13 protein-coding genes are annotated in these 14,681 nt (G+C 67.1%); 5 read left to right on the plus strand and 8 right to left on the minus strand.

What is annotated here, in order from left to right; genetic code table 11:
• Positions 1 to 387 precede the first annotated feature (387 nt).
• The gene (locus KO481_RS24870; protein WP_215920133.1) at positions 388 to 576 is read left to right on the plus strand and encodes a hypothetical protein; all 189 of its coding nucleotides are present in this window, start codon (positions 388 to 390) and stop codon (positions 574 to 576) included.
• Between the two features lie 197 nt (positions 577 to 773).
• Here KO481_RS24870 and KO481_RS24875 read toward each other — a convergent pair whose 3' ends face one another.
• The 5 genes from KO481_RS24875 to KO481_RS24895 form a co-directional block, all read right to left on the minus strand.
• A complete protein-coding gene (locus KO481_RS24875) occupies positions 774 to 1,208 on the minus strand; it encodes a VOC family protein (protein ID WP_215920134.1) in 435 nt (144 codons plus the stop codon).
• 57 nt (positions 1,209 to 1,265) lie between these two features.
• Positions 1,266 to 4,691, minus strand: a complete 3,426-nt coding sequence (locus tag KO481_RS24880; RefSeq protein ID WP_215920135.1) for an alpha/beta fold hydrolase — start codon at positions 4,689 to 4,691, stop codon at positions 1,266 to 1,268.
• Positions 4,691 to 5,359 (minus strand): GTP cyclohydrolase II, encoded by a 669-nt coding sequence (locus KO481_RS24885; RefSeq protein WP_245401442.1) that lies wholly within the window; start codon positions 5,357 to 5,359, stop codon positions 4,691 to 4,693. Before KO481_RS24885 ends, KO481_RS24880 begins: the two co-directional genes overlap by 1 nt.
• A gap of 121 nt (positions 5,360 to 5,480) precedes the next feature.
• Positions 5,481 to 6,020 carry a YbhB/YbcL family Raf kinase inhibitor-like protein gene (locus KO481_RS24890; protein ID WP_308166770.1) on the minus strand — a complete coding sequence of 180 codons (540 nt, stop codon included), beginning with the start codon at positions 6,018 to 6,020 and terminating at the stop codon, positions 5,481 to 5,483.
• 31 nt (positions 6,021 to 6,051) lie between these two features.
• The gene (locus KO481_RS24895) at positions 6,052 to 7,413 is read right to left on the minus strand and encodes a M20/M25/M40 family metallo-hydrolase (RefSeq protein WP_215920138.1); all 1,362 of its coding nucleotides are present in this window, start codon (positions 7,411 to 7,413) and stop codon (positions 6,052 to 6,054) included.
• Between the two features lie 346 nt (positions 7,414 to 7,759).
• On the opposite strand from KO481_RS24895, the gene KO481_RS24900 reads away from it, so the two are divergent.
• The 4 genes from KO481_RS24900 to KO481_RS24915 all read left to right on the plus strand — a co-directional run bounded on the left by KO481_RS24900 (position 7,760) and on the right by KO481_RS24915 (position 11,819).
• Positions 7,760 to 9,088, plus strand: a complete 1,329-nt coding sequence (locus tag KO481_RS24900; RefSeq protein WP_308166771.1) for a sensor histidine kinase — start codon at positions 7,760 to 7,762, stop codon at positions 9,086 to 9,088.
• A 43-nt stretch (positions 9,089 to 9,131) separates the two neighbouring features.
• Positions 9,132 to 9,806 (plus strand): response regulator, encoded by a 675-nt coding sequence (locus KO481_RS24905; protein ID WP_215920145.1) that lies wholly within the window; start codon positions 9,132 to 9,134, stop codon positions 9,804 to 9,806.
• Positions 9,807 to 9,962: 156 nt separating this feature from the next.
• Entirely contained in the window at positions 9,963 to 10,478 is a 516-nt protein-coding gene (locus tag KO481_RS24910; protein ID WP_215920147.1) for an SUKH-4 family immunity protein, read from the plus strand.
• Between the two features lie 486 nt (positions 10,479 to 10,964).
• On the plus strand, positions 10,965 to 11,819 hold the full coding sequence (locus KO481_RS24915; protein ID WP_215920152.1) for a lysophospholipid acyltransferase family protein: 855 nt from the start codon (positions 10,965 to 10,967) through the stop codon (positions 11,817 to 11,819).
• 284 nt (positions 11,820 to 12,103) lie between these two features.
• Here KO481_RS24915 and KO481_RS24920 read toward each other — a convergent pair whose 3' ends face one another.
• The 3 genes from KO481_RS24920 to KO481_RS24930 are packed head-to-tail and all read right to left on the minus strand — an operon-like array spanning position 12,104 to position 14,139.
• Positions 12,104 to 12,856, minus strand: coding sequence for an SDR family oxidoreductase (locus KO481_RS24920; RefSeq protein WP_308166772.1), 753 nt, complete (start codon positions 12,854 to 12,856; stop codon positions 12,104 to 12,106).
• 60 nt (positions 12,857 to 12,916) lie between these two features.
• Positions 12,917 to 13,462, minus strand: a complete 546-nt coding sequence (locus KO481_RS24925) for an alpha/beta-hydrolase N-terminal domain-containing protein (RefSeq protein WP_215920157.1) — start codon at positions 13,460 to 13,462, stop codon at positions 12,917 to 12,919.
• Positions 13,459 to 14,139, minus strand: coding sequence for a hypothetical protein (locus KO481_RS24930; RefSeq protein WP_215920159.1), 681 nt, complete (start codon positions 14,137 to 14,139; stop codon positions 13,459 to 13,461). The genes KO481_RS24925 and KO481_RS24930 overlap by 4 nt, the downstream gene beginning before the upstream one ends.
• Positions 14,140 to 14,681 lie beyond the last annotated feature (542 nt).

Genomic DNA, 14,681 nt, shown 5'->3' on the forward strand with positions numbered 1-14,681 from the left:
CGGCCGCGAACATGCCAGCCCCGCACTCGACGATCATCGGACACTGGCGCCGTCGGATGCGGCGCTTGTGCAGAGTCGCACCCACCATCTGGACCTCCCCAGGGCCGCCGGCGTTCAAGATCGCTCATTACGTCGCGGCACTTGACATTTCGTGCTGGCAAATGACGCGTAGGTTGGGTATTGCCGGATCCCATCGCCCATAAACCCCGGCAATCCCCGATGTTTTCCCATCATCTGATGCGGACGAGGTACGGCGCAACCGAAAATGGGGAACGGAGATCATGACGGCACTTGCCGTTCCCTTCGGGCAAATGCCGCGATAGATTGGGAATCACCGGAGTTCGTCGCTGTGGTGAGAACGTATCGAGCTGCGATGGCCGAGGAGGAATGAGCCGCATGGTCAGCCCGGATCCGAACATCGTGGCCCTGCGAGCTATCCTCGTCGGTCTGTGCAAACGCTCCGGTCTGAGCCTAGATCGACTGCGCACCACCGAGATAGACGTAGCGCCGCTGCTCGAATTGTTCGTCGTCCAGCAGCAGGTGCGCTCGGCCGGCGGCGATCCCCCGATGCGGTAGTGCCGGTCGTGCGGGAGCTGGCCGGACGCTTGGCGCCTACCGACCGACTCATCGTCGATACCGAGCTGTGCCTGGGCATGCTGAACGAACTCCCGGCGCCGGCCATCGATCTCGCCAACCGCTGCCACCGGAATCACTCGATACCCGTCGACTATGCGCCGTGGGTGCCCGAGACCCGTAGTCCGCCAGCGCGCGGCCTATTCGACCGCGTACCTCGGATCGCGAATGTCCAGCGGCTCGCTGAACCGGAGGTAGAAGCCGAACGGGTCCAGGACACGGAAGTCCCGAATACCCCACGCCCGCAACCTCAATGGGCTGACTAGGTGATCGTGATCTTTGAGCCTGTCGAAGACCACCTCGATATCGTCGACCATGATCACGACCTCCACCCCGTAACCGCGCGGGGTCGTACTCGGGAAGTCCTTGAAATAGCTCTGCTCGTACACGCTGTCGTTTCCACACCAGAAGCACAGCACATTGTTCTGGAACCGGGTGACGAGGTAGCCCTTCTTGTCCTCAGGTTCTCGCTCCCACAGAATCTCGAAACCGATATCGGTGTAGAACCTGCGGATCGGATCGAAGTCCGGGACATGCAGTTCCACAACCGTTCCCAAGGGGGCCGTGTCGTTCATCGGCATTCTCTCCGTTCCCCAGCGTTCTCGTGCCCTCCGGCCCGAAGCGGACGAGCCTTACAACCACAACCGCACGTGCGACAGATCCGGAGCGACGAGCTCGTCGGGCAATCCGGCCGCGCGGAAGTCCTCACGACTCTCCGCGCCGGTCAATACCGCCACGAACGCCACGCCGTTGCCGTGGGCGGCACGCAGGTCCCGGACACTGTCGCCGATGTACACGATATCGTCGCGGTCGATTCCCTGCCTTCGCAGCATATCGATCGGACCGTGCAGCACTCGTGGATCAGGTTTGCGCGCAGGCGAATTCTCCTGGGCGTATACCTCGTCGAAGTAGCCGGCGACGCCCAGTTCTCGCAGATCCTGCATGACCAGATCGTGGGCGCCCGAGCTGATGATCAGCTGCCGGACGCCGCGTCGGTGCAGCCCGGTGATCAACTGTATGGCCCCGATCGTCGAAATCGGCTTCACCTCGAGCATGGCCTGCCGATATGCCCGAACGAAGGCCTCCCGATCCGTTCCGGGCACGATGGCTCGAATCAGCTCGTCGAACGGCAGGCCCCACGCCGCGCGGATCGTATCGTCGTCCAGATCGGCGCCGAAGCGAGCGGCGGTGCGTCGCAGGAGCGGCCACCGCGATGTCGTCGCCGCGATCGTGTCGTCGAAGTCGAACAGCACCGCCCGGCACGCGCCGAGCAGATCCGGCACTCGCGGCGCCCGGCCGGCGGCGGGGTTGTGGTCGCCCAGATTGCCGAGAATCAGTCGCGCCTCGGCGGCGAGGTCCTTCATGCCCAGGCGGGTGAAGGTTTCCGCGGCCGCCTCGGCACACGTCCTGGCCTCGGCACGCCTGCGCTCGAGGACGTTGATCTTCGCCAGACCGATCAGGCATCGTCCCTCGGTCATCGGGCGCCCCACCTGTCGTGCGAATGTCAGGCCCTGCTCGAACAGTCGCTTCGCGTTCTGATTGTCCCCGGATTCGTAGTGGGCGTTCGCCAGATGGCTCGAGGTCACCGCGAGACCTTCGATCGCACCCATGCGCTCGTCGAGCCGGCAGGCCTCGTCGAGCCTGGTGATCGCGATCGGATATTCGCCGCGCCGGTACGCGCAGATGGCGAGCTCGACGAGCGTCGCGGCACGGCCCTCGTCATCGGCCGTATGCGGCGCCGCGGCCAGGACCTGCTCGAACAGAGTCTGTGCCGTGGCGTAGTCGCCGGTGCCCGAGGCGATGTGCCCGCCCAGCCGTACGGTTTCGCGTCGATCGGCGGCCGAGGCGTTCCGCGGCAGGGCGGCCCGGCTGTGTTCGAGCCATGTCGACGCCTCGGCATAATCGCCGAGCCACACATGCACCCTTCCGACCATCGCATATTGGCGCGCCAGCACGATCGGATCACCCACCCGGATCGCCGCTGCTGCGGCGTTGCGGCACAGCTGGACTCGGTCACGCCAGTATCCACGGCCCCACAGGAACCCGGCCATCGCCTCGGCGAACGCGATCACCTCCCGGTCATGTCGCGGGTTCTCGCTCCCGTCGGCCCGCTCGGCGGCCAGCTGAGCGAAGTGGATGATGTTGCGGTACTCGCTCTCCAGGACACCGACCCGGTGGTGCACGGTATAGACCTCGGAGTTGGCTTGCGCGAGTTCGAGGTAGTGGGTCACGAGACGGGCTTCGATCTCCTCGCGGTACCCGGGCGACTTGGCGACCTGGCGCAGCGCATAGGCCCGGGTGAGCGGATGCAGTCGCACCCGAACCACCGGTGGCCGCCCAGACCGGGCCATTTCCAGGAGCGAGGCCTCCCCGATGTCACGAATCTCGCGCCGGATCTCGTCCGCGTCGGCATCCACCGCCCTGGCCAGGGCGTCCAGCGGCACCGGGGCCGGATGCAGCGCCACCGCGATGACGATCGCCCGAGCCCGCTCGTTCGATGCCAGTAGTTCGTGCCAGGTGCGATCGAAGATTCTGTCGAACAGGTCGGCTTCGGTCGCCGAGCGCAGCCGCGCGGTGGCGGCCGCGAGATCGTCGCCGTAGCGCATCTGACCGGTCGTCAATCGTATGGCCAGCGGATTTCCGCCCGTCGCATCCAGATAGTGCGGAATCAACTCGCTGTCGGACACAGGAATCGTCGATATTCCCAGCCGCCTGCCTTCCTCGGCGATCAATCTCCGACTGGCATTCTCATCGAGCCCGCCGACATCGACGGGCCATGCCTCCGCGGAATACACCTGACGGGAGGTCACCAGGATCTTGCTGACGGAAGGGTCGACCCTCGACACCAGCTCCCGGATCGAATGATCGCGTCCGCCGTCGAAGTTGTCGATGACCACGAGGCAAGGCTCCGTATTGAGGTGATGGACCACCCGGTTCGCTTTCTCGGGCATCGACAGGGCACGAATGTAGGGGTACCCGATCACATCGGCGATGGTGTCGATGAACGAATCGAGCGTCAGGCCGCCCGCGGCCAGATCGCACCACACGATGGCGCCGAAACCCGGGGGGCCCAGCGCATTGCGGTCCTTCGTGAGCCGCCAGGCGATGCGATTGGCCAGCGCGGTCTTGCCCATTCCGCCGAGCCCGGAAACGGACACCACCGAGCAGGACGACGACAGGCCCTCGAGCGCGCGGCTGGACTCCCGTTCCCGGTTGAAGAAGGCGCTGGGCAGCGGAATCACGTTGTGCCGCACGGCCAACAGCGAACGATCCGAAGCCCTGAGGGCCGGGTCCCCGTCGCTCTCGCCGTCGCGGGCTGGTTCGGGGCCGCTACGAGCCGCATCCGGCGCGGCCAGCACCTCCCGTAGATGGCTCCGCAGCGCCGTGAAGGTCCGCGAGGAGGCCGAATCCGCATGCAGAATCGTCGAATGGTCCCCCGGCAGCGCCTTCGCTTCGGGAAAAACGCCGCGTGCCGACGCCGGGGTCACCACATTGTCCTCGGTTCCGGCATACACGTAGATCGGAATAGGACAGTTCTGGTCGTCCACGTCTCGCGCGAATTGTATCCGCTCGAGTACATACCGTTGAGCGTCGATGACTTCGTCATTGATCGGCCTGAGCTGCTTTTCTTGCGGATTCTCCCAGAACCTGGCAGATCGCCGCAGGAGAAGTGCGAGCTGCGAACCCGAATTCGGGCAGGCGAACATGATGATCGCCTTGATACGCGCGAGCTTTCGCGCGCGGCCCGCCTTCACCACTCTCGCCAGATATCGCTGGATGATCAGGCCGCCCTGGCTGTGACCGACGAGCACCACCGAACCGTATTCCGCGACATCGACATCCAGGAACGTCGTCAGGTCGTCGGCGATGACATCGTAGTCCGGAATCCGGCGCAGCGGGCTGACCCGCACCTTCGGGCTGGCGTACTCGAACGGGAACACTCGATACCGCTCGCCGAGTTCGGCATCCTCACCCATACGCTCGATGAGCTGCGACCAGGTCCGCGCCGAGGAGAACATGCCGTGGACGAAAACCACCGCAGCCCGCGCCGACGGCATCATCTCACCGCCCCCGGATTGCCGAATCCGTCCGGCGGATCATCGTAGATCCAATGTCCGCGTCTATGTTTGGCCCGCAGATAGGGGTGCGCGGCGACGGGCACGGGAACGATCCGGCGTACGATGTCGACCGCTATCCCGCAGTCGCGAACGGCCTCGACCTTGGAAGGATTGTTCGTCAGCAATCGGATGCGGTGCACCCCGAGTCCCACGATGAATTGCGCTGCGTGGACATACGATCGGTAGTCGACCGGAAAGCCGAGCAGCTCGTAGCACTCGAAGGTGTCCCGGCGTGTCATCTGGCTGAGCCGATGCGCCTGGGCCTTCTTCATCATCCCCGCGCCACGCCCCTCCTGCTCCAGGCAGACCAGGACGCCCGCCCCTTCGTGCTGAATCAGATCGACCGAGGTCGACAGCTGGCCCGAGCGATCACAGCCGTCGATTCCGAGGCTCTCCCCGTAGAAACACCGGGAATGTATTCTCACCAGGCAATTATCGGAGACCTTCCCGAAGGTGACGGCGTATCCTCCATCGGGGCCGCCCCCGCCGACCGGCTCCACGGTCACATCCAGATCCGAGTCGCCCCGCACTATGCGGTGCACCGGCGCTGCGCCATCTCTCGACACGATGTACCAGCCCCCGTCGTGGAGTTCGGTCTCCTCCAGCATGAACCCTCAGGCGTCCAATATGGTGCGATTCAGGTCACTCGACAGGTATGCGGCCGAACCCATTGCCGTCCAAGGCATTTCACCCGGGACGGCAATCAGGGATTGTGTCGGAACGGGGAGTTCAGAGCACCTCGAACGTCGCTACCAGCTGGGCGCGGGCGATCGAGTGGAAGAACAGGTTGAATCCCAGGTAGGCCGGAGTCGCGTCCGCGCCGATACCCAGCGATTCCACGTCCACCGCGTGCACGGTGATGAAGTACCGGTGGTGGCCGTGTCCGGCCGGGGGTGCCGCGCCGACGAATCCGGCGAATCCGCCGTCGTTGCGCAGCGCGACCGCCCCCGCCGGGAGCGTGCCGCCGTCACTTCCCGCACCCGAATCCAGGCCGGTGACCGCGGCCGGGATATCGGCCACGGCCCAGTGCCAGAACCCCGACGCGGTCGGGGCGTCGGGATCATAGACGGTCACCGCGAAACTCTTTGTCTCGGCGGGGAATCCGGACCATGACAGCTGCGGGGAGATGTCCCTGCCACCGGGAACCTCGAATTTCCCGCTGGCCTGGTTCAGCCCGAAACTCTCGCCGTCGGCGATATCGGTGGAGGTCACCAGGAAGTCGGGCAGCTTCGGCAGCGCGGCGTACGGGTTGTACGAGTAGTCGGGCACGACAGGAGTCCTTTCGGGAGTGGCGGGATCATCAGCTGTTGAGCAGGAAGTGTTCCAGGACCTTGGCGCCGAATTCCAGCGCATCCACCGGAACCCGCTCGTCCACGCCGTGGAACAGCGCCGAGAAGTCCAGCTCCGGCGGCAGGCGCAGCGGCGCGAACCCGAAACAGCGAATTCCCAAGCGCGCGAACGCCTTCGCATCGGTGCCACCGGACAGCATATACGGCACCGTGCGCCCGTCCGGGTCGTGCGCCAGGATCGCGGCGTTCATCGCATCGACCAGATCGCCGTCGAAAGTCGTTTCGTAGGAATCGAGTTTGGTGATCCACTCCCGTTCCACGCCCGGGCCGATCAGCTCGTCGACCTCGCGCTCGAACGCGGCCTGACGGCCCGGCACCACCCGGCAGTCCACCACCGCCTCCGCGGTCTGCGGAATGACATTCGCCTTGTACCCGGCCTGCAGCATCGTCGGATTGGCCGTATCGCGCAGCGTGGCGCCGATGATGCGGGAAATGGTGCCCAGCTTGGCCAGCTGCCCCTCGATATCGGGCCCGGCCGGATCGAATTCGATCCCGGTCTCCTCCGAGACCGCCGCCAGGAACTCGGTCACCGACTCCGACAGCACCAGCGGGAAGGTGTGCGTGCCCAGCCGCGCCACCGCCTGCGCCAGAATCGTGACCGCGTTGTCCTCGTGCAGGAACGACCCGTGCCCGGCGCGAGCCTTGGCGCGCAAGCGCATCCAGCCCAGCCCCTTCTCCGCGGTCTCCACCAGATACAGCCGCCGCTCGGTGCCGTCGCGGCGCGGCACCGTCAGCGAGAACCCGCCGACCTCCCCGACCGCCTCGGTGACGCCCTCGAACAGATCCGGCCGGTTGTCCACCAGCCACTGCGAACCCCACCGCCCGCCGTTCTCTTCATCGGCCAGGAACGCGAACACCAGATCCCGCGGCGGCACCGTGCCCTCGATCTTGAACTGGCGCGCCACGGCCAGCATCATGCCGACCATGTCCTTCATATCGATCGCACCGCGACCCCACACGTAACCGTCGCGCACCGCACCGGAGAACGGGTGCACACTCCAGTCCGACGCCTCGGCCGGCACCACATCCAGATGCCCGTGAATCATCAACGCGCCCCGGCTCGAATCCGCTCCAGCCAACCGCGCGAACACATTCCCCCGGCCCGGCGCACCCGATTCCACGTACTCGGTGGTGTACCCCGCACGATGCAGCTGATCGGCCACCCACTGCGCACACTCGCGCTCCCCCTTCGTGGTGGCCAGATCGCCGGTGTTGGAGGTGTCGAACCGGATCAGCGCACTGACCAGATCCACCACCTCCGATACCGCACGCGACGGGGCTTCGGACGGGGTTGCTTCGCCGGTTGCTGACACGTTCACCTTCCTACCACTGCCACACCCATACGCCACCGATTGCCCGCAACTCGCGCAGAACCATTCACCCCCGCGCCACCACATCCAGGCGCCACATCCGTACGGCGTTGCACAGCGGCATGCACGCCATGCTCGCCGGATTCCTGTACCGCGCACCGCCATTCACGCCTCCGGCGAATCCGCCGCGAACGGGAGCGGCCGCACCGCGTCGTTCCTTGCCGCCGGCCCGCCGGCGAATCCGCCGAGGCCTGCCCGGACGCGCCGGCCACCCGTGGTCCGCGCGGGGGATCCCCCATCCCCCGCGCGCGGGACGATCCCGCCGTGGCCTGCGGGTATCGTCCGTGACGTGCTTTCCAACCCGGCCCGAGGACGCCGTGCCGACCGGTGGACGGGCCGGGAGTGGCGGCTCCCGCACCTGTTCGCCTCGGTCCACGACGTCGGTTCGGCGCAGGACCGCGACCTCACCGCCGTGCTGCGATCCCTCGCGCGCCAGTCCATCCTGGTCGCGGTGGCCACCGCCCTGATCGACATCGTGACCTTCGCCCTGTCCGGCATCTTCCCCGTCGCACCGCTGCCCGCGATCGCGCTCGCGGTGCCCATCGTCGGGGCGGACCTGGCGTTCGCCGCACCGCCCGCCACCGCCGGATTCGTCGCCGTCGCACAGGTGATCCTGCGGCTGGCCGCCACCGCGCTGCTGCACGATCACGACCTGCCGGTACGCCTGGGCGACATGGGCTTTCTGATCGCGGGCTACCGCGCCGGCGCATGGCTGTCCGGGCGCGCCTCGCTGATCATCGTCCCGCTGCTGGGCGCGGGAGCGGTGGGCTCGATGCTCATCGCCGCCGGACCACACGCCCACGACCCGCGACTGCTGACCATCGCCGCGGTCTCCACCGGCGTCCTGCCCTGGATGGTGGGCCGCTACACCACCGCCCGCGGCGCCTACACCGCCGAACTCGAACAACGCGAGCACCTGCGCCGCCAGGAACAGCGCGCCGCCCTCGACCGCGCCCTGTCCGACGAGCGTGAGGCCATCGCCCGCGACCTGCACGACGTGATCTCCCACCACGTCAGCGCCATCGGAATCCACGCCGGCGCCGCACGACTGGCACTCGCCACCGGCTCCGGCGACGCCCTCGACCCCGCCACCCGCTCCCTGGCGGCGATCGAGGCCAGCAGCCGCGCGGCGATGGTGGACCTGCGCCGCCAACTCGATCTGCTGCACGGACGCGACGAGGCCGGCCGCCGCCAGCCCGGACTGGCCGACATCGAGGAACTCGCCGCGCACGTCCGCGAAGCCGGACTGGAACTCGAGCTGCACACCCCCGGCCCCGACACCGCACTGCCCGAATCGCTCGACGTCACCGTCTACCGGATCGTGCAGGAAATGCTCACCAACGCATTGCGCCACGGCAACGGCAGCGCACACCTCCAACTGGACAAACGCGCAGATCTCGTGATCATCACCGGCACCAACCCCGTTGCCGCGCACGCCGATACCGGCAACTCCCTGCATCGCGGCCTCGACGGCATCCGCCGCCGCGCCGAATTATTCACCGGCACCGTCGAATACGGCATCATCCCCGCCGCCACACCCACCAGCCACGCCCCGGATCGCATCGAATCCGAGAGCCGCTGGCGCATAACCGTTTCCATCCCCATCGGAGGACTGTGAACATCCCCGCCCACCTCCGGACCGCCGACGAGCACCACCGCCGATGAGCACCCCGATCCGCGTCCTGATCGCCGACGACCACAGCATGTTCCGCTCCGGCCTGCGTGCGGTCGTCGAGGCCCATCCCGACACCGAGTGCGTCGCCGACGTCGGCGACGGACGCAGCGCGGTCGCCGAGGCCGCCCGGCTCCACCCCGACGTCGCGATCCTGGACGTGCGCATGCCCAAACTCGACGGCCTGGCCGCCACCGAGGCCATCGTCGCCGCCGGCGGCACCCGGGTACTGGTACTGACCACCTACGACAGCGAGACCAGCCTGGCCCGCGCGCTGCAGGCCGGAGCCAGCGGATTCCTGCTCAAGACCCTGCCCCCGGAGGAACTCATCGCCGCGGTCCGCATCGCCGCGCGCGGAGACGCGATCATCGATCCGTCCATGACCCGCCGCCTGGCCGGCCGCTTCGCCCGAACCCTCACCACCGCCCCCGAACCGCCCGAACTCGCCGCCCTCACCGCCCGCGAGCACGAGGTGCTGCTGCTGCTCGCCGACGCCCGCAGCAACAGCGAAATCGCCGCGGCCCTGTGCGTCGGAGAGGAGACCGTGAAGACGCACGTGTCCCGGATCCTGGCCAAACTCGGTGTGCGCGACCGGATCCACGCGGTGGTGTATGCCCATCAACACGGGCTGGTCCGCCCCACCCCCGAGGGGTTCCGGCAGTAATCGCCGAAAATCCAACTGCCGTGGCTCGGGTGTGTTTGACCGCTGCCGGGCAGGCCGAATAGGAGGGACCGTTCCCGCCTGTGGGGACAGTGGTCTCGGATCAAGCACTTAACTGTGGTCAGCGAACCTACGAACGCCGATGGGGAGTTGCGCCTAATGAGCTGGTTGAACGACGATCTCATCAACTCTGTCACGGCGATTTGGGGAGATCACCTCGAGGCACTGCTACCGGAACAGGTGCATCCTGGTCTGTCCGCGCCGACCCGCGATTTCCTCACCACCGTGGGTCTGCCCACCGTGGAAGTCGCACCCTTCACCCCGCTGCCTGACGGCAGCGTCCTCGGCTCCAAGCAGGTGGGAGACCGGGAATACGTCCCTGTGATCAACGGCCTACCCGACGACTTCCGTTTCGCCGTGGACTCGGGCAGCGACGAAATGTTCTGCCTCTTCGACGACTCGACCGAGGCCTTCCTGGCCAACTCGAATCTTGGGCTCTTCGTGGTGTTCGTCGGCAGATTCTATCGCGATTTGTGGGAGCTGGCCGAACCCAACGAAGAGAGCGTGAGCTCGGCCGTGGGCTCAATCGTCGAGAGCATGATGGCCCTCGATCCGCCCGCACTGAATACCAGAACGTGGTGGCCGACGTTCCTGGACCAGGAATCGGAGATATGACAGCGTTCCTCAGGGTCGACTCCGCGACTTCCTTGATTTCATGGACTTCGGCGATTACTACCGGTCCCCTCTACCTCGTGGCAGGTACGCCCTCGTGGCAGGTACGCCAGAGATTCGCCAACTGGCCTCGCCTGTGCTGCTACAGAGTGGGATAGCACACAGTCCCCACCTAACAAGCGCTTGCCTGCTACCGTCGTTTTTGCAGGAGGACAGTGCGGGTGCGGTCGACGAAGATCGCGACACGCCCGCCGGACCGGACCGCATACGCGGCCCATCGGGGCTATCAACGGGGATGTGACCGAGGGCATTTCAGTGTCGCTCGATGATCACTGGCGTATCTGCGACGCCGAAATCCACAGGGGCCGGCAGCAACGCCGGCAAGAACGACAACGGGGAGAACCGGCGCGCACGCCAGGGAGAGGATCCGGCCCGGGCAGCGCACGCGTCCCACCTGCGCGCCATCGAAGCAGAACAGGAACCCCTCCCATGAGCACCCCCCTGCCGATCCCGGACCTCGACCATCCCCTCTTCTCCGTCGCGCGGGCGTACATGAACTACTTCACCCCCCGGGTGACCGGCCTGCAGAACCTGCCGACCTCCGGCCCCGCGCTGGTCATCGGCAACCATTCCTCCATCTACTGGGCCCCCGAGGCGTGGATCACCTACATGTCGATGATCGAGCACCGCCCCGGCGAGCCCAGCTGCGGCGTCGCACACGACATCCTTTTGCGCACACCGATTCTCGGCGACAGCCTGCGCTCGGTCGGCGTCCTGCCCGCCTGCCGCGACGCGGCCACCGCCGCGATCAAGGACGGCGGCGCGGTCATGGTCTACCCCGGCGGCGACTGGGAGGCCTGCCGCCCCTGGACCGACCGCGGCAGAATCGACTTCGCCGGACGCAAGGGCTTCATCCGCCTCGCCCTCGAACACGGCATCCCCGTCATCCCCGCGGTCGCCAACGGCGGCCACGACGCGATCTTCGTGCTCAGCCGCGGCGAACGCACCGCCCGGCTCCTGGGCCTGGATAAACTGGTGCGCGCCAAGGTCTTTCCCTACACCCTCGGCGTCCCCTTCGGCGTGGCCCCCATCCTGCCGCAGGTGCCGCTGCCGGCCTCGGTGAAGGTCAGCTTCCTGCCGCCGCTGCACTGGTCCACCGAACCCGGCGATCCCGAGAACCCCGACACCGTCGACGCCTGCTACCAGCAGACGGTCACCACCATGCAGACCGAACTCGACCGGCTGCGCGCCGAAACACCCAACCCCGTCGCCACCGGCATCAAGACCCATCTCGCGGGCCTGCCGGGACCGCTGTCCGGCCTGGCCGACCTGGTACCGGTCTGAAACCTGCACGCCGACCGCGATCATCACTCGTTACCCGACCCGCCGGCGAGCAGTGCACGCCGGCCACCCTCGTAGGTGTCGGCAGCGGAGTTCGTGGGCGAATCTCCTCGCGACTACCGGCAGTGGGTCTCCGACCATATCGCTGATTTCCAGCGCCCCACGTCCGACTGATGGCGATTTACCGGTGCGAAAGCGGTCCTCCCGATCGCGGCCGGTCGGGAACCACGGCCATCTCATCGGCGATAACCCGGCAATCCCCGACACCTCGGCACGGGAACCGCGGCTCAGCCCCGGCCCATGTACGGCATGCCGTTAGCCATCACCGTCAGGAACGGCACATTGACCTCCGATGGCAGCGCGATCGTCTGCACGATCATCGCGGCCACATGCGAGGCATCGATGGTGGGCTCGGGCCGCACACTCCCGTCCGCCTGCAATGCGCCCGCGGCGATTCCGGCGGTCAGCTCGGTGGCCGCATTGCCGATATCGATCTGACCCACCGCAATGTTGTGCGCACGGCCCTCGAGAGCCAGCGCCTTCGTCAGCCCCTTCACCGCATGCTTGCTCGCGGTGTACGCCACCGCGTTCGGCCGCGGCACATGCGCGGAGATCGAACCGTTGTTGATGATCCGCCCGCCGCCGGGCAGCTGGCGCTTCATCAACCCGAACGCCGCCCGCGCGCACAGGAACGAACCGGTCAGATTCGTATCGATCACCCGCTGCCAATCCCGCACCGAGACCTCCTCGACCGGCTGGGAGGCCCCGAACAACCCGGCGTTGTTGATCAGCACATCCAGTCGGCCCCAACGGTTTTCGACCTCGCCGAACAGCGTTCGCACCGCCTCGGGATCGGTCACGTCCGTCACCCACGCCGTGGCGCTACCCGGCCCCGGCGCGGCCGCGACGGCAGCCTCCAGAGTGGCCGGGGTGCGGCCGACCGCCAGGACATGATGGCCCGCGGCGGTCAATGCGGCCGTGATCGCGCGGCCGAGGCCGGTTCCCGCGCCGGTGACGAGGACATACTTCGATTCGGACACTCGCCCGAGGGTAGCCGAACACCCCGACACAACGAGGCCGTGCGCCGGCCCCGTCATCGACTAGACGGACCCGTGCACACCCGACGCCGCCAACTCCTCCGGCCGCTCCACATCCACCGCATCGGGGAGCGACTCCGGCAGGACGGTCACGTTCGCCCGTCGACCGCTACCGGTGAGCAGCCGCAGCAGCCCGCGCACGCCGCGGAAAACCCACACCAGCAGCCCACCCGCAATGGCGGCGCCCACCGCCGCGCGCAACCAGTACTCCGGACCCACCGGAGCCATCGACATCGCCGCCCGCAGCCCACTCTGCCAGTGCGTGGCGTTCACTGTCGCGGCCGCCAGCGCGAAACCACACACCAGCATCACCGGCACCCGATGCGTGCCCCAGCGCTCCTCCAGATCGAAACCGCGCCGCCGCAGCACGGTCCGCAGCACACCGGCGATACCGATCGCCATCGCGCCCAGCACGCCCGTCAGCACCGCCTGCGTCGCCGAGGTGCGCGGCAGCACAGCCGGCAGCAACGACAACACCGTCGCGGCCGTCACCGCCAGCATCGTGCCCACCCGGGGCCGCAGCCGCGTCATCGCCCGCATCCCGTTCATCGAACCGCCCTCCGCACCCGGCGACGCCACACCACCGCCAGCACCGTGGCCATCACCAACGCCGCGATCACCCCCAGCGCGGCGGGCCCGCCCATATGCCACAACTGAGCGTCGATGTGCTTGCCCGACAACCGCATACCGAACATGTACTCCGGCTCCGGTGTCGCGTAGTTCTGCCGACGCGAATTCAGATCCACACCGGTGGTGGCGATCGTCGCCATCACCTCGCACCCGGTCTCGGACATCGTGTTCGAGCGAACCTGGCACGCGGCATGGATGCGCTGCTGGAAGACCGCATCGATCGCCTGCCGCCCCCACGCCCCCAGCGGCGCGTGCCGCCGCTCGGCATAGCGCAGCACGTCATATCCCAGATCGTGCGCCCGGCACGCCGTCTTGAATTCCGCTGGCAATTGGATCGGCGAGGAGCACTCACCCAGCGGATCCACCAGCAGCCCGCGCTCCACGATCGGCTGATATCCCGCGCCCGCGGCGAAATCGCTCGGCAACGCCACCGACCACGGATGCGGGCCGATCAGGTCGGCCACCGCCGCGCGCGCCACCGCGTTCTCCGACCGCGGATCGGTCGCGGCGGCCGAGGCGTGCATCGGCGGCGCGAAGGCGAGCGTGATGGTGGCGGTCAGCACCGCCATCACGACCGCGCCCAGGTGCTGTCGCACATGCCCCGCGCGCACCCGCCGTAGCGGGCCGTATCTCCACCCGGGCCACCGACCACGTCTCCGGGCGGAAACCGGCGGGGTGGAGGGCGTCGAGCCGAGAGAGACGTCCGGCCGCGCCGGTGTTACTTCACTCACGGTCATCGAAGGTAGGCGATGGAAGGCCGTTTGCGGTAGTCGAGGCGGATAGATACACCCCTGATCACAGGCATCACGTGGCCGCGGGACGGGCAGTGATTCCTATGGCCGGCAAGTCGTTATTGATGCATATAATCGCATGCCATCATGTGGCAAACCTTCTGCAATTACGGCCGATGTCCGACTCACTACTCGCCACCACTCACGTCCGGGCAGCCCTCACGCGACCGGCTCTTCTCCTGATACACAGGCGCACATCCACTTTCACGGACTCAACCGACCGAACAACTGCGAGGGCATCGAGCCCACGGCGTGGCCGACAATAGACCGCCAACCAAACACGGCGAATGATTCGCTAATCACTATCACCGTCCTTTCGTCGACCTATTTGCCCGAATTCACGATAG

The organism is Nocardia albiluteola (genome assembly GCF_018860155.1).
GTDB classification, from domain to species: Bacteria; Actinomycetota; Actinomycetes; order Mycobacteriales; family Mycobacteriaceae; genus Nocardia; species Nocardia albiluteola.